Below are 20,217 nucleotides of genomic sequence, written 5' to 3' on the forward strand. Positions count from 1 at the left end.
GCGAGTCGCCAGCATACGACCGCAGCGCCCCGGCACTGGGGCCAACGAGGTTGCATATTGCGCCAGCACTTGGCAAACTCTGCGCATGCCCCACGCGTCCCCCGACCGGCCCGCCAGCGCGCGCCGCACGTCCCCGCCCACGCCCCCTCAGGCCGCTACACCGATGGCCTTTGTCCAGGCGATTGTGCGGGCATACGCACAGCGCGGACTGAGCCCCGACCAGGCCTTGAGAACCGCACAAATCGCGCCAGAGTCCGTGCAAGACAGCCGCCAACGCATCACCGCCTTGCAAATGGAACTGCTGTCGGGCGCGGCGATGCAGGAACTCGACGACGAAGCGCTGGGCTGGTTCGAGCGCCGCCTGCCCTGGGGCAGCTACGGCATGCTGGCCCGCGCCTCCATCAGTGCCCCCACGCTGGGCGTGGCGCTCAAGCGCTGGTGCCGCCACCACGGCCTGATCGCCAGCGACCTGCTGCTGCACACCAGCGAGCAGGGCAGCCGCGCCAGCATCACGCTGCAAGAGCGGCGCGAGCTGGGCGCGCAACGCGAGTTCTGCCTGGTCTCGGTGCTGCGCAACATCCATGGCCTGGCCTGCTGGTTGATCGACTCGCGCCTGCCCTTGCTGCAAGCGCAATTTCCGTTCGCGGCGCCGCCGCACGCCAGCGTCTACCCGCTGCTGTTCCCGGGGCCAGTGCAGTTTGAAGTCGAGCAGGCGCGCATCGACTTCGACGCACGCTACCTGCACATGCCCCTGCGCCGCGACGAAGCGGCGCTGCAGCAGATGCTGCAACGCGCCCTGCCGCTGACCGTGCTGCAGTACCGGCGCGACCGCCTGCTGGTGCAGCGGGTGCGCCAGTTGCTGGTCAGCCAGCCGCAGGAGACCCAGAGCGCCGAGGCGCTGGCGCACTGGTTGCACATCTCGCCGCGCACCCTGCACCGCCAGCTCAAGGAAGAAGGCGCGACGCTGCAGGCGCTCAAGGACGAGGTGCGGCGCGACCGCGCCACCGAGCTGCTGCTGCGCACCCACAAGCCCATCAAGCAGGTGGCCGAGGCGGCGGGCTTCCGCAACGAAAAAAGCTTCATCCGCGCCTTCCGCGACTGGACCGGACACTCCCCGGCCGAGTTCAGGCGCCAGCCCGACCCGGCTTGAGGCGCCGGCGCGGCGCGATGTCGCCATTTGTGGTCACAAGGGCGCACACCGTGCCGCGGGCCGGACTACGCTGGCGCCAGCCCTGCTACCCCCATCGCCCGCCCAACCAACGCACGCTCCCTGCCCACCATGATCACCCTGCACCACTGCGTCAGCGCCCGGTCCTTTCGTCCCTTGTGGATGCTCGAGGAACTGGGCCTGCCCTACACCCTGCGCATGCTGCCCTTCCCACCGCGCGCGCTGAAGCGCGAGTTCCTGGCCGACAACCCGCTGGGCACCGTGCCCTTGCTGGTCGACGGCGCGGTGCGCCTGACCGAGTCGGCCGCCATGTGCCAGTACCTGGCCACGCGCGGGGCCGGCAGCGCGCTCGCCCTGCAGCCCCACGAGCCCGACTACGGCGCCTGGTTGAACTGGCTGCACCAGGGCGAGGCGACCTTGACCTTTCCGCAAACCCTGGTGCTGCGCTACCAGCACTTCGAGCCGCCCGAGCGGCGCCAGCCCCAGGTGGCCCAGGACTATGCGCGCTGGTTCCTGGCCCGCCTGAAAGCCCTGGACCTGGCGCTGCAGGACGGGCGCGAGTTCTTGTGCGCGGGCCGCTTCACGGCCGCCGAGGTGTCGGTGGGCTACGCGCTGATGCTGGCCGGCCACCTCGACCTGCTCAGCGCCATGCCGCCCGCCGTGCAGGCCTACTGGCAGCGGCTGCAGGCGCGTCCTGGGTTTGCGCGGGCGCTGGCCGCCCAGCACCAGGCGGCGCTGGACCAGGGCGTGCCCGTGACCCCGGCCCCGGACACGCGGCCCAACTGAGGCCCGGCCGCCCGCCGCCGGGGCAGGTCAGCAGCCCAGCAGCGCGGGCAGCTCGGCCATGCTGCCAAACACCTGCGACGCGCCGGCGGCCAGCAGGTCGGCACGGGTGTCGTGCAGCGCGCCATGCGGCAGGTAGGCGAACACCGTGGCCCCTGCCGCGACGCCGGCCGTGACACCGGTGACGGTGTCCTCGACCACCGCGCAACGGCGCGGGTCTGCCTGCAGCGCAGCGGCGGCGGCCAGGTACACGTCGGGGGCCGGCTTGCTGCGCGGCATCTCTTGGCCGCTGAACACGCGGCCCTCGAAATACGAGGCCAGGCCGACCTTGTTGAGCTGCAGTTCGACCTTGAAGCGATCAGCCCCCGAAGCGCAGGCGATGCGCCCGCCGTGGTGCTGGTGCACCCGTTGCACCGCCTCATGGATGTGCTCGATGGCGGTCAGGCGCTCGCTCAGCGCCGCGTTGCGCCGCGCGTAGAAGTCGGCCATCCAGGCCTCGGTCAGCGGGCGGCCGGACTGGGCCTCGATGTTGGCGCGCTCATCACGCACCGCCTTGCCCACAAAGACGCGAAAGCACTCCTCGGGCGTCAGCACCCAGCCCAGCTCTTCGAGCATGTCGCGCAGCAAACCGTTGGTGATGGGCTCGCTGTCCACCAGCACACCATCGCAATCAAACAGCACAGCCTCAAAAGGGGTCATCTCGGCACACTCCAGCAGCCAACATCGTTCATGAACCGGCACGCCTCAGCGCGCCTTGAAATCACCGTCCAGGTAAAACCAGCGCGCCAGGGCGGGTGCGGTTTCATCGGGGCCCGCCAAGGTCTGGCGCACCGTCTCGCGCACAAAACGGCTGCGCTCTTGCAGGCGCTGCACCCGGCCCGCCTGGCGGTAACGCGCCAGGAACTCGACCTCGGCCCGCGCCCCGGCCGGCCAGTGGCCGCGCACGGTCAGGCCCAGCCATTCGGCTGCGGGGTCGAGTTGGAGGTCGGCCGGGCAGGTGCTGGCGTGCCAGGTGGCCCGCAGGTAGTCCGACCGGCCCAGCACGTAGGCGCTGTAACGCGAGCGCATCAGGGCTTCGGCGTCGGGCGCGGGCTGGGTGTCGAACGCGTCCAGCCAGGGGCCGCAGCAGTCGGACCAGGCCCGGGGCCGGCGGCGGGAGTCCAGTCGCCCGCAGGGACAGAGGGAAGAAGGGGTCAGGGACAAGGTTGCACACAGGCCAGCCGCTTCGCGTTGCCAAGCGCTGCCCGCGCCAGCGGGTGGTGAAGCCCGCATTCTAAAAGGCCCGGGCGCTCGCTGGCCCCGGGTGCGCGCGCCCCACCGGGGCCCGCGCGATCCGCGCCGATCAGGCCAGTGCGCGCTGGATCAGAATTTTCTGCACGTCGCTGGTGCCTTCGTAGATCTGGCACACGCGCACATCGCGGTAGATGCGCTCCACCGGAAAGTCGTTCACATAGCCATAGCCGCCCAGGGTCTGGATGGCGGCACTGCACACTTTTTCAGCGATCTCGCTGGCGAACAGCTTGGCCATGGCGGCTTCCTTGAGGCAGGGACGGCCGGCGTCGCGCAGCGCCGCAGCGTGCCAGATCAACTGGCGCGCCGCCTCCAGCTGGGTGGCGCAGTCGGCCAGGCGGAAGCCCACCGCCTGGTGGTTGAAGATGGCGGTGCCAAAGCTCTCGCGTTGCTTGGCGTAGTCCAGCGCCACCTCGAAAGCACTGCGCGCCATGCCCAGGCTTTGCGCGGCGATGCCGATGCGCCCGCCCTCCAGGGCCGACAGGGCGATCTTGTAGCCCTCGCCCTCGGCACCGATCAGGTTCTCGGCCGGGATGCGGCACTGCTCAAAGTTGATCTGCGCGGTGTCGCTGCTGTGCTGACCCAGCTTGTCCTCCAAGCGGGCCACCTGGTAGCCGGGCGCGTTGGTGGGCACCAGAAAGGCGCTCATGCCGCGCTTGCCTGCGGCCTTGTCGGTGACCGCGATGACGATGGCGACATGGCCATTCTGGCCGCTGGTGATGAACTGCTTGACGCCCTGGATCACGTACTCATCGCCCTGGCGCTGCGCGGTGGTCTTGACCGCCGAGGCGTCGCTGCCGACCTGGGGTTCGGTGAGGCAGAACGCGCCCAGCATCTGGCCTTGCGCCAGTGGCACCAGCCACTGCTGCTTCTGGGCCTCGCTGCCGTAGCGCATCAGGATGGCGTTGACGGGGCAGTTGGTGACGCTGATGGCCGTGCTGGTGCCACCGTCGCCGGCGGCGATTTCTTCCAGCACCAGGGCCAGGCTGATGGTGTCGAGCCCGGCGCCGCCGTAGGCCTCGGGCACGCAGATGCCGTAGGCCCCCAGCGCGGCCAGGCCCTGGTGGGCGTCACGCGGGAAGTGGTGTTCGCGGTCCCAGCGGGCCGCGTGCGGCCAGAGTTGCTCGCGGGCGAAATCACGCACCGCGTCACGGATCATTTCCTGCTCAGAGGTCAACAACATGGGGGTCTCCTGTTCTTAGAAATCGGGGGGTGAGGCGCGTCGGCGCTCACCAGTGTTTGGCGCGTCGGCCGTCGTGGTGCAACAAGCGACCGCGGTCGGCTGGCGTGAGGCCGGCCAGCGTCTGGCGCAGGCCCTGCACGCTGTCGGTGACCGACAAGGGCGCGCTGTCGCCACCCATGTCGGTGCGCACCCAGCCCGGGTCGATGGTGACCAAGGTGGCGCGCGGGTAGTCGTGCTGGGCCGCCGCCACCGCCATGTTCACGGCGGCCTTGCTGACGCGGTACAGCCAGGCGCTGCTGTTGGGCACGGTCTCGATCTGGCTCATGCTGCTGGACAGGGCCGCGAACACGCCGCCCGCCTCCTCGACCAGCGGCATGACCTGGGGCAGCACCTGCATCAGGCCCAGCACATTGGCGTGCATCAGCGTGTCAAAGGCTTGCTGGGTCGGTGGCGACAGGGCGTTGCCGCGGTCCATCAGGCCGGCCACGTACCAGGCACGGTCGATCTTTTCACCATCGAGTTGCCAGGCCAGGCCGCTGACGCTGGCCGGGTTGCTGACGTCCACCTTGAGCACCTGGGCGCCCAAGGCAGTGAGGGCGCTGCGCGCGGCGTCGCTGCGCACGGTGGCGATCACGCGCTCGCCCGCCGCCAGGGACTGGCGCACCAGTTCCAGGCCCAGACCGCGCGAGGCGCCAATGATGAGGGTGGTTTGAGCCATGGGTTCTCCTGGGGTGGGATGGCCGCCGGGGGGCGGCACACAAAGGGGTTGAGCCCGGACGTGGACCGGGCTCAGTCGGCCTGCTCCTGGCGCAGTTGCGCCTGGTAGCGCGCCAGCATCTCGGCCTGGGTCTCGGGCGGCGTGTCGAGACCGATCTGGTCGTGGATCATCTGCCCCAGCGTGGGCAGGCCCCGGCGCGGCGCCTGGTCTGGCGCCGGGGCCTGCCACAGCGCCGAGCGCATGAAGGCCTTGGGGCAGTGCAAATAGGCTTCTTGCACGGTGATCTCGATCACCAGTTGAGGCAGCCGGCGTTCACCCGTGAACAGGGCACAGACCTCGGCCTCGTCGCGCAAGCGGGCGTGGCCGTTGACGCGCAGGGTCTCGTCCACGCCGGGCACCAAAAACAAGAGGCTCAGGCGTGGGTCCTGCAGCAGGTTCTCCAGGGTGTCGAGCCGGTTGTTGCCGCTGACGTCGGGCAGCAGCAAGGTCTGTGCGTCGCGGCACTTGACGAAGCCTGGCGGGCCCCCCCGGGGCGAGGCGTCAAGCAGTTGGCCCGCGCCGCCCGACGAGGCCAGCACGCAAAACGGTGACAGGGCAATGAAGCGCTGCGCGTGCGGATCGAGCCCGGCCATCTGCTTGCGCCGCGCGCGTTCGGTGGCGGCAGGGTACAGGGCACGCAGTTGGTCCCGGGTCTCGATCATGGCGGGCCTCAGAGCAGTTCGACCGCCATGGCCGTGGCTTCGCCGCCGCCGATGCACAGCGTGGCCAGGCCACGCTTCTTGCCACGGGCCTGGAGCGCGTGCAGCAAGGTGACGATGATGCGCGCACCGCTGGCCCCGATCGGGTGGCCCAGGGCGCAGGCACCGCCATGGACGTTGACGATGTCGTGCGACAGCTTGAGCTCGGCCATCAAGGCCATGGGCACCACCGCGAAGGCTTCGTTGATCTCCCACAGGTCCACATCGGCCGCCGTCCAGCCGGCCTTGGCCAGGGCTTTTTGCGTGGCGCCCAAGGGCGCGGTGGCAAACCACTCGGGCTCTTGCGCGTGGGTGGCGTGGCTGACGATGCGGGCCAGCGGCTGGCAACCCATTTGCTGTGCGGTGGACGCGCGCATCAGCACCAGGGCGGCCGCGCCGTCGTTGATCGACGAGCTGGACGCGGCGGTGATGGTGCCGTCCTTCTTGAACGCGGGCTTGAGCGAAGGGATCTTGTCGAGCTTGACCTTGCCCGGGCCTTCGTCCTGGCTGATCACGACTTCACCGGCGCGGCTCTTGACGGTGACGGAGGTGATCTCGGCGTCGAAAGCGCCCGACGCCGCGGCCGCCTTGGCGCGCTGCACGCTGGCCACCGCGAAGGCGTCCTGCTGCTCGCGCGTGAAGCTGTACTTGGCGGCGCAGTCTTCGCCAAACGTGCCCATCGAGCGGCCCGGCTCGTAGGCGTCTTCGAGGCCGTCGAGCATCATGTGGTCAAAGATGCGGTCGTGGCCCATGCGGTAACCGCCCCGGCCCTTGAGCATCAGGTAGGGGGCGTTGGTCATGCTCTCCATGCCCCCGGCCACCATCACGTCGTGGCTGCCGGCCAGCAGCATGTCGTGGGCCATCATCGCGGCCTTCATGCCGGAGCCGCACATCTTGGACAGGGTGACGGCACCCGCCCCCTTGGGCAGGCCCCCCTTGAACGCAGCCTGGCGCGCAGGCGCCTGGCCCTGGCCGGCCATCAGGCAGTTGCCGAACAGCACCTCGCCCACGGCGTCGGGGGCCACGCCAGCGCGCTCGACGGCGGCACGGATGGCGGCGCCCCCCAGGTCGTGGGCCGCCAGGGCGCTGAAGTCGCCCTGGAAGCTGCCCATGGGGGTGCGGGCAGCGCCGACGATGACAATGGATTCGGACATGGTGGGATCTCCTGACTGTTATGGGGGGGTCAATGCGCCATCAGGGGTGGGGTCGTCTCAGGACGCCACCGCCTCGCGCGGGGGAAAGCGCCGATGGCGCTCGTACGGAAACACATCGTGCAAATGGCCGGCCTGGATGCGCTGCTGCTGGGCCTGCCAGTAGCTGGCGTCCAGCAGTTCGGCGTGGTGTTGCATGAACACCTCGCGCACCAGCGGGTGGCCCAGCAGAAAAGGGCCAAAGGTCTCGGGAAACACGTCGCGGGGGCCGACGCGGTACCAGATCTCGCCCGACAGCTCTTCCTCTTCAGTGCGCGGCTCGGGGACGCGGCGGAAGTGGCAGTCGGTGAGGTACTCGATCTCGTCGTAGTCATAGAACACCACCTTGCCGTGGCGGGTGATGCCGAAGTTCTTCCAGAGCATGTCGCCCGGAAAGATGTTGGCGGCCACCAGGTCCTTGATGGCACGGCCGTATTCGATCACGCAGCGCTCCACCTGCTGGCGCGCGCGCGGCTGGTCCAGCCCCATGTCGAAGGCCTCTTGCAGGTAGAGGTTGAGCGGGATCATGCGCCGCTCGATGTAGAGGTGCTTGATGATGACTTCGGTCTGGCCGTCGCCGTCGCGGTCGCTGATCTCGAGCTGGCTGGGGGCGAACTTCTGGATCTCGGCGATCAGCTCGTCGCTGAAGCGCTCGCGCGGAAAAGCCACCTCGCTGTACTCCAGGGTGTCGGCCATGCGGCCCACGCGGTCGTGCTGCTTGACCAGCAGGTACTTGCCCTTGATCTGCTCGCGCGAGGTGTCTTTTTGCGGCGGGTAGTAGTCCTTGATCAGCTTGAAGACAAAGGGGAAGGACGGCAGATCGAACACCAGCATGACCATGCCCTTGATGCCCGGGGCGATGCGGAACTGGTCGCTGGAGTGGCGCAGGTGGGCCAGGAAGTCGCGGTAGAACAGGGTCTTGCCCTGTTTGGCCAGCCCCAGTGCGTTGTAGATTTCAGCGCGCGGCTTGCGCGGCATCATCGAGCGCAGGAACTGCACATAGGCCGAGGGGACTTCCATGTCGACCATGAAGTAGGCGCGCGCAAAGCTGAACAGCATCTGCAGGTCGTTCTCGCCAAACAGGACCGCGTCGATGATCAGCGGGCCGCTGGGGCGGTGCAGGATGGGCAGGGCGAACGGCAGCTCGATGAAGCCATTGATGACCTTGCCCACCACGTACGCACCCTTGTTGCGGAAGAACAGGCTGGACAGCACCTGGATCTGAAAATTGGCCCGCAGCTTGGCGTCCCCGAGTTGCTGGCGCAGGGCGGCCAGCACATAGCCGGTGTCGCGCGTCAGGTCCTCAAAGTCTCCTTGCAGCTCGAAGTGCTCGACGATCCGGATCAGGGTCTCGTGCAGGGTCTCGCGCGAGGGGTAATAGGCGCGGTAGGTCGGGCGCGCAGCGGGCTCTTCGTTCTCGATGTACTCGGTGCTGACCGCCGGACGCACAAAGATGAAGTTGTTGTGGAAGTGGGTGCGGTGCAGGATCTTGGTGGTGACCGAGTTGAAAAACGTCTCGGCCAGCTCGGGCTGGTGGTGGTCGACCAGCAGCCCGATGTAGTGCAGCTTGACCTGCTGCCACACGTCCATGGCCTGCTCGCCGGCACGGAACTCTTTTTCGAGCCGCATCACGCATTCCTTGACCCGCAGGCCGTAGAACTCGATGCGCTCGCGCTGCGCGCGTTGCTGGCCGTGCCAGTCGCAGGTTTCAAAGCGGTGCTTGGCGCGCGCGGACTCGGTGCGGAACAGGCGGTAATGGCGGTTGAAGCCGTCCATCATCGCCTTGGCGATGTCGTAGGCCAGCGCGGAGTCCAGGCGCGAGGGGAACATGGTCGGACCCAGGCCGGCGCCGCGGCGCCTCAGACGGCCATGCCGCGCGGGTAGCGCTTCAAGGCGTTGCGGAACACGGGCATGACCTCGTGCGGGCCCTGCATGGACACGCCCAGGTCGTTGACCAGGCCATCCTTGAGGCCATAGCACCAGCCGTGCACGGTGACCTTCTGGCCACGGCTCCAGGCGTCTTGCATGACGTTCGAGAGGGCCACGTTGCCGACTTGCTCGATCACGTTCATCTCGCACAACACGTCCTCCTGCACCGCGCGGGGCAGGTGGTCCAGGCGGCGGCGGTGGCGAATCTTGACGTCGTGCACATGGCGCAGCCAGTTGTCGGCCAGGCCCACCCGGGCCCCATGCAGGGTGGCCAGCACGCCGCCACAACCGTAGTGGCCGACCACCATGATGTGCTCGACCTTGAGGTAGTCGACCGCGAACTGGATCACCGACAAGGCGTTCAGGTCGGAGTGCACCACGACGTTGGCCACGTTGCGGTGCACGAACACCTCGCCCGGGTCCAGGCCCGTGATTTCATTGGCCGGCACCCGGCTGTCCGAGCAACCAATCCACAAGTACTTGGGGCTTTGCTGCTTGGCCAGATGACTGAAGAACCCCGGCCGGGCTTGCTCCATGCGGGCGGCCCAGAGGCGGTTGTTGTCGATCAGGTGCTGAAGGCTGGAAGTAGAAGTCATGGGCCGATGTTAGCGTTTGGGCGTGACGGCTTCAGCAGGTCTCGGCAAAGAGCTCACGGCCAATCAGCATGCGGCGGATCTCGCTGGTGCCAGCGCCAATCTCGTACAGCTTGGCGTCGCGCCACAGGCGGCCCAGCGGGTACTCGTTGATGTAGCCGTTGCCACCAAAGATCTGCACGCCCTCACCGGCCATCCAGGTGGCCTTCTCGGCGCACCACAGGATGACCGAGGCGCAGTCCTTGCGCACCTGGCGCACATGCTCGGTGCCCAGCAGGTCCAGGTTCTTGGCCACGGTGTAGGCAAACGAGCGACCGGCCTGCAGCACGGTGTACATGTCGGCGACCTTGCCCTGGATGAGCTGGAACTCACCGATGCTCTGGCCAAACTGCTTGCGGTCGTGGATGTAGGGAATGACGTTGTCCATCACCGACTGCATGATGCCCAGCGGACCACCGGTGAGCACGGCGCGCTCGTAGTCGAGGCCGCTCATCAGCACCTTGGCGCCCATGTTGAGGCCCCCCAGGATGTTCTCGGCCGGCACCTCAACGTTGTTGAACACCAGCTCGCCGGTGTGGCTGCCGCGCATGCCCAACTTGTCGAGCTTCTGGGCGATGGAGAAGCCCTTCATGCCCTTTTCGATCAGGAAGGCGGTGACCCCGCGCGCGCCCAGTTCGGGTTCGCTCTTGGCGTAGACCACCAGGGTGTCGGCATCGGGGCCGTTGGTGATCCACATCTTGCTGCCATTGAGCAGGTAGTAGCCACCCTTGTCTTCGGCCTTGAGCTTCATCGAGATGACGTCGGAACCCGCGCCGGGTTCGCTCATGGCGAGCGCGCCCACATGTTCACCCGAGATCAGCTTGGGCAGGTACTTGGCTTTTTGCGCTTCGGTGCCGTTGCGGTTGATCTGGTTCACGCACAGGTTGCTGTGCGCGCCGTACGACAGGCCGACCGAGGCGCTGGCGCGGCTGATTTCCTCCATCGCCACCATGTGGGCCAGGTAGCCCATGTTGGCGCCGCCGTAGGCTTCGGGCACGGTGATGCCCAGCACGCCGAGGTCGCCCATCTTGCGCCACAGGTCCATGGGGAACTGGTCATGGCGGTCGATGTCGGCGGCCCGGGGGGCGATTTCGGCCTGAGCGAAATCGCGCACGGCGTCGCGCAGCGCGTCGATGTCGTCACCGAGTTGGAAATTCAAGCCTGGCAGGTTGTTCATGGGGTCTCCTTGGGGGTTTTGTCGGGTCGCGCTCAGTAGCGCTGGGGCACGGGTGCCAGGGTTTGCTGCATCAGCGCGCAGGGGCTGCGCCGACCATCGGGCGCCACATGGGTGACTTCGGCGGTGGTGATGATCAGGCGCTTGCCGGCGCGCAGCACCCGGCCCTGGGCCAGCAGCTCGCCGTCGACGAAGCTGGCCAGAAAATTGATCTTGTACTCGACCGTGGTGACTTCCAGGCCTTCGGCCGCGACGGTCAGGCCGGCATAGCCCCCCGCGATGTCGGCCAAGGCCCCCATGGCGCCCCCATGGAAGCTGCCTTGTTGCTGGGTCACGCGGTCGGAATGGGGCAGGCTGATCTCGCACACCCCGGGGCCCACGCTCAGCAGCCGCGCGCCCAGGTGCTGCATCAGGCCCTGGCGCAGAAAGCTGGCCTCGACGCGGGCGAACAGCTCGGGGTGGAGAGGCGAAGTCTGGGTCATGGGTGCGCAGGATAATTGACGTTTACGTTAACGTCAATTGCCAACAACCCGCAGCCACACCGGGCGCCCCTTCCCGCGGGCCCCGGCCTCAGTCGGCGGACCGCGCCGCGGCGCGACGGCGCTTGGGGGCCGCCGCAGCGGTGGCTGCCGGGGGGGCCGCCGACGCGGCCAGCGGGGCAGACTCGTCCGCCGCGCCCTTCTTGTCCACCTTGGCCAGCAGCGCGCGGGCTTCTTTTTCGTGCACCTTGACCTCTTCGAGGTTGGCTTGCAGGTCGGCCATCTGGTCCTCGAGTTGGCGCCGGTGCCCGGCCAGCACATCGAGGAACTTGCGCAACTGCGGCCCGGTGTCGCGCGGGCTGTCGTACATGTCGATGATCTCGCGTGCCTCGGTCAGCGACAGGCCCAGGCGCTTGGCGCGCAAGGTGAGTTTGAGGCGCGTGCGGTCGCGCGCGGTGTAGATGCGGGTGCGCCCGCCTGGGCCTTGGCGCTGCGGCTGCAACAGGCCCATGTCTTCGTAGAAGCGCATGGCCCGGGTGGTCAGGTCGAATTCCTGGGCAAGATCGCTGATGGTGTAAGTGGTGGCCATGGTGAGGTCCGAAAAGAGTCCCGCGCGGGGGCGACAGCAGAAAAAGGTTGCGCTTCCTACAATGGGCCGATTACATCTGACGCTTACGTCAAGGTCAACCTGCCAGCGATCCGCCAGCCCGGCTTTGGGGCCCCACCATGAACCTGCTTGAACAAGAACTGGACTACCCCTTCGGCGCACAGCTGCCTGACAGCGGCCGCACCCTGGCGGTGGCACCCGGGGTGCGCTGGATCCGCATGGGACTGCCCTTTGCGCTGGACCACATCAACCTGTGGCTGCTGGCCGACGAGATCGATGGCCGCGCGGGCTGGACGGTGGTGGATTGCTGCATCACCCGCGACGAGACCAAGGCGCAATGGGAGGCCATCTTTGCCCAGGAGTTGCAGGGCCTGCCCATCCTGCGGGTGCTGGTCACCCACATGCACCCCGACCACATCGGGCTGGCGCACTGGTTGTGCGAGCGCTGGCAGGCGCCGCTGTGGATCAGTGCCACCGACTACTACGCGGCCCGGCTGGGTTCGCAAAGCACCACGGGGTTTGGCGGGCCCGATTCGGCGGCGTTCTTCGTGGCCCACGGTCTGCGCGACGAAGCCCAGCTGAGCGAAATCCGGGGCCGCACCAGCTACTACCCCAGCCTGGTGCCGGCGGTGCCACGCCGCTTTCACCGCCTGCTGGACGGGGCCACGGTGCGCATCGGGGACCACGACTGGCAATGCATCAGTGGCTACGGGCATGCGCCCGAACACATGGCGCTGTACAGCGCGTCGCAAGGGCTGCTGCTGGGGGGCGACATGATGCTGCCGCGCATCTCGACCAACGTCAGCGTGTTTGACCAGGAGCCCGAGTCCAACCCGCTGCAGTTGTTTCTGGACTCGATTGACCGCTTTCAGGCCCTGCCCGCCGACACGCTGACCCTGCCCTCGCATGGCAAGCCGTTCCGCGGCCTGCACACCCGGATCCGGCAACTGCACGACCACCACCGCGACCGCCTTGCCGAAGTGCTGGCCGCCTGCCAGGCCCAGCCCTGCTCGGGCGCCGACATCCTGCCCGTCATGTTCAAGCGCCCACTGGACGCGCACCAGACCACCTTTGCGCTGGGGGAGGCGGTGGCCCACCTGCATGCGCTGTGGTTCCAAGGCCTGTTGCAGCGCCGGCTTGAGGCGGACGGCGTGTACCGCTTTCACGCGGTCCGCGCCTGAATGAAAAAAGCCCCCTGGCGGGGGCTTCGGACACCGGGCGGTGGCTCAGGCAAACACGTCGGCCTGGGCAAAGGGCAGGCCCAGTGCGTCCTTGGCCGACAGGCGCGGCGCCTCGCCCACATCGGGCCACTGGATGGCCAGCGTCGGGTCGTTCCAGGCAATGCAGCGCTCGTGCTGCGGCGCGTAGTAATCGGTCGTCTTGTACAAAAAATCGGCCGTGTCGCTGGTCACCACAAAGCCATGCGCAAAACCGGCCGGCACCCACAGTTGACGGTGGTTGTCCTCACTCAATTCCACCCCGACCCACTGGCCAAAGGTCGGCGAGCTCTTGCGGATGTCCACCGCCACATCGAACACCGAGCCACGCACCACGCGCACCAGCTTGCCCTGGGCCTGTTGCAGCTGGTAGTGCAGGCCGCGCAGCACGCCCTTGGTGGAGCGGCTGTGGTTGTCTTGCACAAACTCGATCGGCTGGCCCACGGCCTCGTTGAAGGCGCGCTGGTTGAAGCTCTCGAAGAAGAAGCCCCGGGCATCGCCGAACACCTTGGGTTCGATGATCAGGACTTCGGGGATGGCGGTTTGGATGACGTTCATGGTCGATTCGGTGCGGTTCGATGCGGTTCGCTGGGGGGGCGGTCAGTTCTTGTCTTTGAGCAGGCGCAGCAGGTACTGCCCGTAGCCGTTCTTGGCCAGGGGCTGGGCCAGCTTCTCGAGCTGTTCACTGCTGATGAAGCCGTTGCGCCAGGCGATCTCTTCGGGGCACGCCACCTTCAGGCCTTGGCGGCGCTCCAGCGTGGCGATGAACTGGCCCGCGTCCAACAGGCTGTCGTGCGTGCCCGTGTCCAGCCACGCATAGCCGCGCTGCATGATCTGCACTTTGAGCTGGCCCTGCGCCAGGTAGGTCTCGTTGACGGTGGTGATCTCCAGCTCACCGCGCGCGCTGGGGCGGATGCTCTTGGCAATCTCCACCACCTGCTGGTCGTAGAAGTACAGGCCCGTGACGGCGTAGTTGCTCTTGGGGACCTTGGGCTTTTCTTCGATGCTGCTGGCCTTGCCGCTCTGGTCGAAGGCCACCACACCGTAGCGCTCGGGGTCGGTGACGTGGTAGGCAAAGACGGTCGCGCCTTCGCTTTGCGCATCGGCACTGGCCAGCAGCGGCACGAAGTCGTGACCGTAGAAGATGTTGTCGCCCAGCACCAGGGCACTGGGGTGGTTGCCCACAAACTGCTCACCAATCAAGAAGGCCTGCGCCAGGCCATCCGGGCTGGCCTGCACGGCGTACTGCAGGTTCAGGCCCCACTGGCTGCCGTCGCCCAGCAGCTGCTGGAAGCGCGGCGTGTCTTGCGGCGTGCTGATCAGCAAGATGTCGCGGATGCCGGCCAGCATCAGGGTGCTGAGCGGGTAGTAGACCATCGGCTTGTCATACACCGGCAGCAGCTGCTTGCTGATGGCCAGCGTGGCCGGGTGCAGCCGGGTGCCGGAGCCGCCGGCCAGGATGATGCCCTTGCGTTGGGTGGTGGTGCTCATGGGGTGGACTCCCTTCTTCTGTTGTTCTGTTGGCGTTCGACGGGCCTGGGGCTGGGCAGCGCGGTGGCCTCAGGCCTTGGGCGCCGGCGGCAGGATCTCGTCGAGCATGCGGGCCACGCCTTGCTGCCAATGCGGCAGTTGCAAGCCCAGGGCCTGCTGCAATTTGGCCGTGCTCAGGCGCGAGTTGTGCGGGCGCTTGGCCGGTGTCGGGAAGGCGCTGGTGGGCACCGGGGCGATGGCGTCGGGCGCCGTCTTCAGGGCCACGCCCGCGCGGCGCGCGTGCTCGATCACAAAGCTCGCGTAACCATGCCAGCTGGTCTGCCCGCCCGCCACCGCGTGGTACAGGCCCGACAGCTCGGGCTGGCGCGCCAAGGCACGGATGCCGTGCGCGGTCACGTCGGCCAACAAGTCAGCGCCCGTGGGGGCACCGATCTGGTCGTCGATCACGGTCAGCTTGTCGCGCTCGCCGGCCAGGCGCAGCATGGTCTTGGCAAAGTTGCCGCCGCGCGCGGCGTAGACCCAGCTGGTGCGCAAGATCAAGTGCCGCACGCCCGAGCGCTGGATCAGTTGCTCGCCCTCCAGCTTGGTGGCGCCGTACACGCTCAGCGGGGCTGGCGTGTCGGTCTCGGTCCAGGGCTGGTCGCCGCTGCCGTCAAACACATAGTCGGTGCTGTAGTGGATCAGGCTGGCGCCAAGGCGCGCGCCTTCTTCGGCCAGCACCCCCGGGGCCAGGGCGTTCAGGGTGCGGGCGAAGTCGGGTTCGCTCTCGGCCTTGTCGACGGCCGTGTGGGCCGCGGCATTGACGATCACCTGCGGGCGCACCGCGCGGATGGTGTCGGCCAGGCCGGCCAGGTTGGCGAAGTCGCCGCAGTGCTCGGTGCTGTCAAAGTCGACCGCGGTGACCGGGCCCAGCAGGCTCAGGGCGCGCTGCAGTTCCCAGCCAACTTGGCCGCCCTTGCCAAACAGCAGGATGCTGGGCGCGGCGCTCATGCGGCCGCCCCGGTGTACTGGGTCTGCACCCAGTCGCGGTAGGCACCGCTTTGCACATGGGCCACCCATTCGGGGTTGGCCAGGTACCACTCGACGGTCTTGCGGATGCCGGTGTCAAAGGTCTCGGCGGGCTTCCAGCCGAGCTCGCGCTCGAGCTTGCGGGCGTCGATGGCGTAGCGGCGGTCGTGACCCGGGCGGTCTTTGACGTAGGTGATCTGGCCGCTGTAGCTTTGGCCGTCGGCACGCGGGCGCAGCTCATCGAGCAGGCCGCAGACGGTGTGCACGATGTCCAGGTTGGGCTTCTCGTTCCAGCCGCCCACGTTGTAGGTCTCGCCCACACGGCCGGCCTCGAGCACGCGGCGGATGGCGCTGCAGTGGTCCTTGACGTAGAGCCAATCGCGCACCTGCTGGCCGTCGCCGTAGATGGGCAGCGGCTTGCCCGCCAGGGCGTTGACGATCATCAGCGGGATCAGCTTCTCGGGGAAGTGGTAAGGCCCGTAGTTGTTGGAGCAGTTGGTGGTCAGCACCGGCAGGCCATAGGTGTGGTGCCAGGCGCGCACCAGGTGGTCGCTGGCGGCCTTGCTGGCCGAGTAAGGGCTGTTGGGCTCAAAGACATGGTCTTCGGTGAAGGCCGGATCGGAGGGGGCCAGCGAGCCATAGACCTCGTCGGTGGAGACGTGCAGGAAGCGGAAGGCCGACTGGGCGTCGGCGTTCAGGCCGCCCCAGTAGGCGCGCACGGCCTCGAGCAGGCGCAGGGTGCCGACGACGTTGGTCTGGATGAAGGCTTCCGGGCCGTGGATGGAGCGGTCCACGTGGGACTCGGCAGCAAAGTTGATGACCGCGCGCGGTTGGTGGCGGGCCAGCAAGTCGGCCACCAGGGCGCTGTCGCCGATGTCGCCATGCACAAAGAGGTGGCGGGCGTCGCCCTCCAGCGAGGCCAGGTTCTCACGGTTGCCCGCGTAAGTGAGCTTGTCGAGGTTGAGCACGGGCTCATCGCTCTGGGCCAGCCAGTCCAGTACAAAGTTGGCGCCAATGAAGCCGGCGCCGCCGGTCACAAGAATCATCTGTCTGCCTTCAAAAGGGGGGAGAACCAAAGCCGTCGATTATCTCACCGGCGTTTGGCGACCGCCCCGCGGGCGTGTGCCCGACCGCGCAGGCGCCAGTCGTAGGCACGCGCCCGCCGTCCAGGCGGCTGCCTCCAAGCAGGCCGCCAATGCGTGCCCCGCGACGCTTAGAGTGGGGCCCCGGTGCAGCACGGGCTGCACGTTTTGGCCCCCGGCCGACCTGGAGTTCCCATGAGCAAGAAGACAAAAGCCAATCCCTTGGAGGCCTCGGACCGCCGCTTGCGCAGCGCCCGCATCAAGGATTCCGCCCACCAGATCTGGCTGGCAGGCCTGGGGGCGTTCTCCATGGCCCAGGTGGAGGGCAGCAAAGTGTTCGAAACCCTCGTCAAAGAGGGGCTGAGCTTGCAAAAGAAAGGCCGCGACGCGGCGGGCGAACGCGTGAAAGCCACGCAAACCCGTTTGAGCGACCTGGCGCAAGACCTCAGTGGGCGCGCCAACAACCAATGGGACAAGCTGGAAGGCCTGTTTGAAGACCGCCTGGCACGCAGCCTGGAACGTCTGGGGGTGCCCAGCGCCCAGTCCCAGACCCAACTCGCCCAGCGCTTGGCCGCCCTCGAGGCACGCGCCGCGCTGGTGGCCCCGGTGCAAAGCCCCCCTCGGCCGGCGGCCCGCAAGCGCAGCGTCGCTACGGGCACCGCGCAGACCAAGGCAGCCGCCGCCAGCCCCAGGCGCCCGGCCAGTGCCAAGGCGGGTCCGGCACGCCCACGCCCTGCCTCGGACCCAGCCGCACAGGTCGCGGGCTGAGCCCTTCCTCTCAAGCCCCTCCTGGGTACCGTCGCCCCCTCCGGCAAGCTGAGGCGCCGGCCCGGCGAGTCCGATGGAGGGCGCGGCTCACCGACTGCCCCCACCGCCCGCCTGCCACGCCATCTCTGCCTTTGGGCGCCGGCCGCCCCTCAGCCGCGTGCCCTAGCACCATCCCTAGTACGCCCCCCAGAGGGGCACAGGTACATTGGATCCAGCGTGGTGTGTTCGAAGGGCTGCTGGTGACCAATGTGCCTCTCAGGACTGCAAAGCGTTCGGCCGATGTCGCCGGCGCCCGGAGCGCTGCGACCCTGCGCATCAGAGGGGTTCCGACGCCGCCCTGCAGCGCTTGGGGGTGGGGAGCCGCGGCCCATCTCCCCAGCACCGCCGCCCCTGGGGCCACCGCGGCGGCCTCGCTCATCCCGCCCTGCCCGCTCACGGTCTCCGTCTTCAGCCTCGCGCTGCTCGGCTTGGGGCGTCGGCGGTCAGCCAGCCCGCGGTGCGCCAGAACGGTGAGCACGCCCCCCTTCGAGCATCAAATTCAATACTCTTGCGCCACGTCCCCCGGGCCGACAGGGCTGGCCACCGTTCTCCCCCCTGGAAGGTCGCTTCCTGCCCGACACCAGAGCAGCCAGCCCGGCCGCGGTGCGGATGGGGGCCGAATTGCCCCCGCCCAAGGGTTCACACTGGCTCGAAAATTGCGGAAGGGCCCCGCGACAGCGCGGACAATCGATGCCACAACCCGGCGCCTGAACAACACAACAAATCCCCTGCGCCGCCCTTCAGAGGAGACAAGCCATGAACCACTGGTCCACCTTTCCCCATTCGGGGGCCTTCGACTACAACGCCCAAAGCCTCAAGAAGTGCTGGGCCCAGTTGCACGCCGGGGATGGCGAACCCCTGCCCTCCGACCCCCGCGTGTTGGAGGCCTGGGTCAAGTTTCACAACGGCGAGTTCGAAGCTGCCCGCGACGAAGGCTTGCAGGCCGCGGCCGAGGGCATCGAGGCGGGCGCCACCGTGGCCAACAAGGCCACCTGCATCTACGCCACCTACCTCGAAAAGAAAGAAAAAACGCGGCTCGATCTGTTTTTGGAGGTGGCCCAGCGCGCGGAAAGCGTCACCCTGCTGGCCCCTCGCGCAATCAACGCCTGGTATTTGCAGGCTTACGCGCTGGGACGCTACAGCCAGGGCATCAGCGTTGCGAAAGCGCTGGCCCAAGGACTGGGTGGCAAGGTCAAGGACTCACTGGAGAAGACGCTGGCCCTGAACCCGGCCCATGCCGATGCCCACATCGCCCTGGGCACCTTCCACGCCGAAGTGATCGACAAAGTTGGCGTGCTGATCGGCCACATGACCTATGGCGCCAAGAAAGAAATCGGCCTGCACCACTTTGGCGAAGCGCTGAAGCTGAAGCCCAACTCGGCCATTGCCTTGATGGAATACGCCAATGCACTGGTGATGCTGGAAGGCGAGCAAGGCATGGAACAAGCCACCGCCTTGTATGAAAAAGCCGCGGCTTGCGAGCCTCAGGACGCCATGGAACTGCTGGACATCGAACTGGCCCGCGCCGAGCTGGCCAACTGACACGACCCGGTCACGCGGAGGTCGTGTGGCCTCTCAAGTCAGGTCTTCGGCTGGAAAACGGCGTGCAGCGATCTCGAGCAAGCCATCAAAGATCAGGTTGTCGACCAGCTCGAAATTCACCGACATGCTGGGAGCCATCTTCCAACCCGCACCGCCGGTCATCACGCACTGAGGCGTCTGAGCGCAATGGGTTTGGAGGTGGTCCACCATGCGGGCGACGGCCCCCGCAATGGCGTAGGTGCCTCCACTGGTCAAGGCATCGCTGGTGTTGGTGGGGAAGAGCTTCACTTCACCAGTCGGGACATGCAAACCCGCGGTGCCTGACTCCAGAGCACGCAGCATGATGCCGTGCCCGGGCAAGATCAGACCGCCCAAGAAACGCCCCTCGTGGTCAATGGCCTCGACCGTCACCGCGGTCCCCACCATCACCACGATGAGGGGAGCGCATTCGCCCCGGCTCAGCATGCGGTGCCGAGCGCCAATCATCGCCACCCAGCGGTCAGCCCCCAGCCGGGTGGGGTGGTCATAGCCATTGATCAGGCCCGCTTCGCTCTGAGTGGAGACGACCCATTTGGGCATCACATCCCAAATCTCCATCTGCTCCTCCACCCGACGCTTGACGGCTTCACCGGCCACGATGCAGCCCAGCATGCGGTCGGGCGCCGGCAGGTGCGCCCAAGCATGGTCGGCCAACTTGTCGATGTTCTCGAGGAACTCGGCGCCCTGTGCCAAGACAGTGGCCCCACGGCTCGGCTCCTCGTACAGTGCCCATTTCAGGCGGGTATTGCCCACATCAATTGCGAGGAAGCTCATGCCTTGATTATGCTGAGTTTCCGTCTCGGAACTGTCATGCAAATTACTTACAGGCATGCCGCTCTGCGGAGGCGTCGACCGCCGATCCAGAGCCCTCGCCAAGCTGTGCCGAAGAGGCGCGCGAGGCGGACTTGGCCTGATCATGGGCAATGGTCAGCATCGCGGAGCACCGTGGGTGGGAGCATGGGCACCACGTCGCAGGTGGTCTGTCACAGCCCACCGGGAACCGGTGTTGAGCGATATTTCAGACCCCCAAAGACAAAACCCCCGCCCAATGAAGGGAGGGGGTTTTGAGGGCTGTAATAGCCTGACGATGACCTACTTTCACACGGGAACCCGCACTATCATCGGCGCTGAGTCGTTTCAC

Annotated in this window: 21 protein-coding genes; 5 read left to right on the forward strand and 16 right to left on the reverse strand. The window is 67.4% G+C overall.

Features of this window, described 5'->3' with window-relative positions; genetic code table 11:
• The first annotated feature begins 85 nt into the window (after positions 1-85).
• A complete protein-coding gene (locus PSQ40_RS20715) occupies positions 86-1,150 on the forward strand; it encodes an AraC family transcriptional regulator (protein WP_409338636.1) in 1,065 nt (354 codons plus the stop codon).
• Between the two features lie 129 nt (positions 1,151-1,279).
• Complete coding sequence (locus PSQ40_RS20720; protein ID WP_273953796.1) at positions 1,280-1,954, forward strand: glutathione S-transferase family protein; 675 nt, start codon at positions 1,280-1,282, stop codon at positions 1,952-1,954.
• A 27-nt stretch (positions 1,955-1,981) separates the two neighbouring features.
• Here PSQ40_RS20720 and PSQ40_RS20725 read toward each other — a convergent pair whose 3' ends face one another.
• From PSQ40_RS20725 to PSQ40_RS20775, 11 genes are all read right to left on the reverse strand, one after another.
• Positions 1,982-2,650 carry an HAD family hydrolase gene (locus PSQ40_RS20725; RefSeq protein ID WP_273953797.1) on the reverse strand — a complete coding sequence of 223 codons (669 nt, stop codon included), beginning with the start codon at positions 2,648-2,650 and terminating at the stop codon, positions 1,982-1,984.
• Between the two features lie 45 nt (positions 2,651-2,695).
• On the reverse strand, positions 2,696-3,154 hold the full coding sequence (locus PSQ40_RS20730) for a YchJ family protein (RefSeq protein ID WP_273953798.1): 459 nt from the start codon (positions 3,152-3,154) through the stop codon (positions 2,696-2,698).
• 139 nt (positions 3,155-3,293) lie between these two features.
• A complete protein-coding gene (locus PSQ40_RS20735) occupies positions 3,294-4,424 on the reverse strand; it encodes an acyl-CoA dehydrogenase family protein (protein ID WP_273953799.1) in 1,131 nt (376 codons plus the stop codon).
• A gap of 46 nt (positions 4,425-4,470) precedes the next feature.
• Entirely contained in the window at positions 4,471-5,142 is a 672-nt protein-coding gene (locus PSQ40_RS20740; RefSeq protein ID WP_273953800.1) for an SDR family oxidoreductase, read from the reverse strand.
• A gap of 71 nt (positions 5,143-5,213) precedes the next feature.
• Complete coding sequence (locus tag PSQ40_RS20745) at positions 5,214-5,843, reverse strand: MSMEG_1061 family FMN-dependent PPOX-type flavoprotein (RefSeq protein ID WP_273953801.1); 630 nt, start codon at positions 5,841-5,843, stop codon at positions 5,214-5,216.
• A gap of 8 nt (positions 5,844-5,851) precedes the next feature.
• Positions 5,852-7,033, reverse strand: a complete 1,182-nt coding sequence (locus tag PSQ40_RS20750; protein ID WP_273953802.1) for an acetyl-CoA C-acyltransferase — start codon at positions 7,031-7,033, stop codon at positions 5,852-5,854.
• Between the two features lie 57 nt (positions 7,034-7,090).
• Positions 7,091-8,899, reverse strand: a complete 1,809-nt coding sequence (aceK, locus tag PSQ40_RS20755; RefSeq protein ID WP_273953803.1) for a bifunctional isocitrate dehydrogenase kinase/phosphatase — start codon at positions 8,897-8,899, stop codon at positions 7,091-7,093.
• Between the two features lie 29 nt (positions 8,900-8,928).
• Complete coding sequence (gene can / locus PSQ40_RS20760) at positions 8,929-9,594, reverse strand: carbonate dehydratase (RefSeq protein ID WP_273953804.1); 666 nt, start codon at positions 9,592-9,594, stop codon at positions 8,929-8,931.
• A 31-nt stretch (positions 9,595-9,625) separates the two neighbouring features.
• The gene (locus tag PSQ40_RS20765) at positions 9,626-10,807 is read right to left on the reverse strand and encodes an isovaleryl-CoA dehydrogenase (protein ID WP_273953805.1); all 1,182 of its coding nucleotides are present in this window, start codon (positions 10,805-10,807) and stop codon (positions 9,626-9,628) included.
• 32 nt (positions 10,808-10,839) lie between these two features.
• Positions 10,840-11,286 carry a PaaI family thioesterase gene (locus tag PSQ40_RS20770; RefSeq protein ID WP_273953806.1) on the reverse strand — a complete coding sequence of 149 codons (447 nt, stop codon included), beginning with the start codon at positions 11,284-11,286 and terminating at the stop codon, positions 10,840-10,842.
• Between the two features lie 88 nt (positions 11,287-11,374).
• On the reverse strand, positions 11,375-11,872 hold the full coding sequence (locus tag PSQ40_RS20775; RefSeq protein ID WP_273953807.1) for a MerR family transcriptional regulator: 498 nt from the start codon (positions 11,870-11,872) through the stop codon (positions 11,375-11,377).
• Positions 11,873-12,009: 137 nt separating this feature from the next.
• Between PSQ40_RS20775 and PSQ40_RS20780 the strand changes: the two genes are divergently transcribed.
• On the forward strand, positions 12,010-13,071 hold the full coding sequence (locus PSQ40_RS20780) for an MBL fold metallo-hydrolase (RefSeq protein WP_273953808.1): 1,062 nt from the start codon (positions 12,010-12,012) through the stop codon (positions 13,069-13,071).
• A 45-nt stretch (positions 13,072-13,116) separates the two neighbouring features.
• Here PSQ40_RS20780 and rfbC read toward each other — a convergent pair whose 3' ends face one another.
• From rfbC to rfbB, 4 genes are all read right to left on the reverse strand, one after another.
• Entirely contained in the window at positions 13,117-13,665 is a 549-nt protein-coding gene (gene rfbC / locus PSQ40_RS20785; RefSeq protein WP_273953809.1) for a dTDP-4-dehydrorhamnose 3,5-epimerase, read from the reverse strand.
• A gap of 42 nt (positions 13,666-13,707) precedes the next feature.
• The gene (rfbA, locus tag PSQ40_RS20790) at positions 13,708-14,598 is read right to left on the reverse strand and encodes a glucose-1-phosphate thymidylyltransferase RfbA (protein ID WP_273953810.1); all 891 of its coding nucleotides are present in this window, start codon (positions 14,596-14,598) and stop codon (positions 13,708-13,710) included.
• A gap of 69 nt (positions 14,599-14,667) precedes the next feature.
• Positions 14,668-15,588, reverse strand: a complete 921-nt coding sequence (rfbD, locus tag PSQ40_RS20795) for a dTDP-4-dehydrorhamnose reductase (protein WP_273953811.1) — start codon at positions 15,586-15,588, stop codon at positions 14,668-14,670.
• Positions 15,585-16,652 carry a dTDP-glucose 4,6-dehydratase gene (gene rfbB, locus PSQ40_RS20800; RefSeq protein WP_273953812.1) on the reverse strand — a complete coding sequence of 356 codons (1,068 nt, stop codon included), beginning with the start codon at positions 16,650-16,652 and terminating at the stop codon, positions 15,585-15,587. Before rfbB ends, rfbD begins: the two co-directional genes overlap by 4 nt.
• 231 nt (positions 16,653-16,883) lie before the next feature.
• Here rfbB and PSQ40_RS20805 point away from each other — a divergent pair, with 231 nt between their 5' ends.
• Complete coding sequence (locus PSQ40_RS20805) at positions 16,884-17,456, forward strand: phasin family protein (protein WP_273953813.1); 573 nt, start codon at positions 16,884-16,886, stop codon at positions 17,454-17,456.
• Between the two features lie 795 nt (positions 17,457-18,251).
• Complete coding sequence (locus PSQ40_RS20810) at positions 18,252-19,037, forward strand: hypothetical protein (protein ID WP_273953814.1); 786 nt, start codon at positions 18,252-18,254, stop codon at positions 19,035-19,037.
• A 33-nt stretch (positions 19,038-19,070) separates the two neighbouring features.
• On the opposite strand, the gene PSQ40_RS20815 is transcribed toward PSQ40_RS20810, so the two are convergent.
• On the reverse strand, positions 19,071-19,850 hold the full coding sequence (locus PSQ40_RS20815) for a type III pantothenate kinase (protein ID WP_273953817.1): 780 nt from the start codon (positions 19,848-19,850) through the stop codon (positions 19,071-19,073).
• Between the last annotated feature and the right edge of the window lie 367 nt (positions 19,851-20,217).

Source organism: Curvibacter cyanobacteriorum, assembly GCF_028649475.1.
Classification (GTDB): Bacteria; Pseudomonadota; Gammaproteobacteria; order Burkholderiales; family Burkholderiaceae_C; genus Curvibacter; species Curvibacter cyanobacteriorum.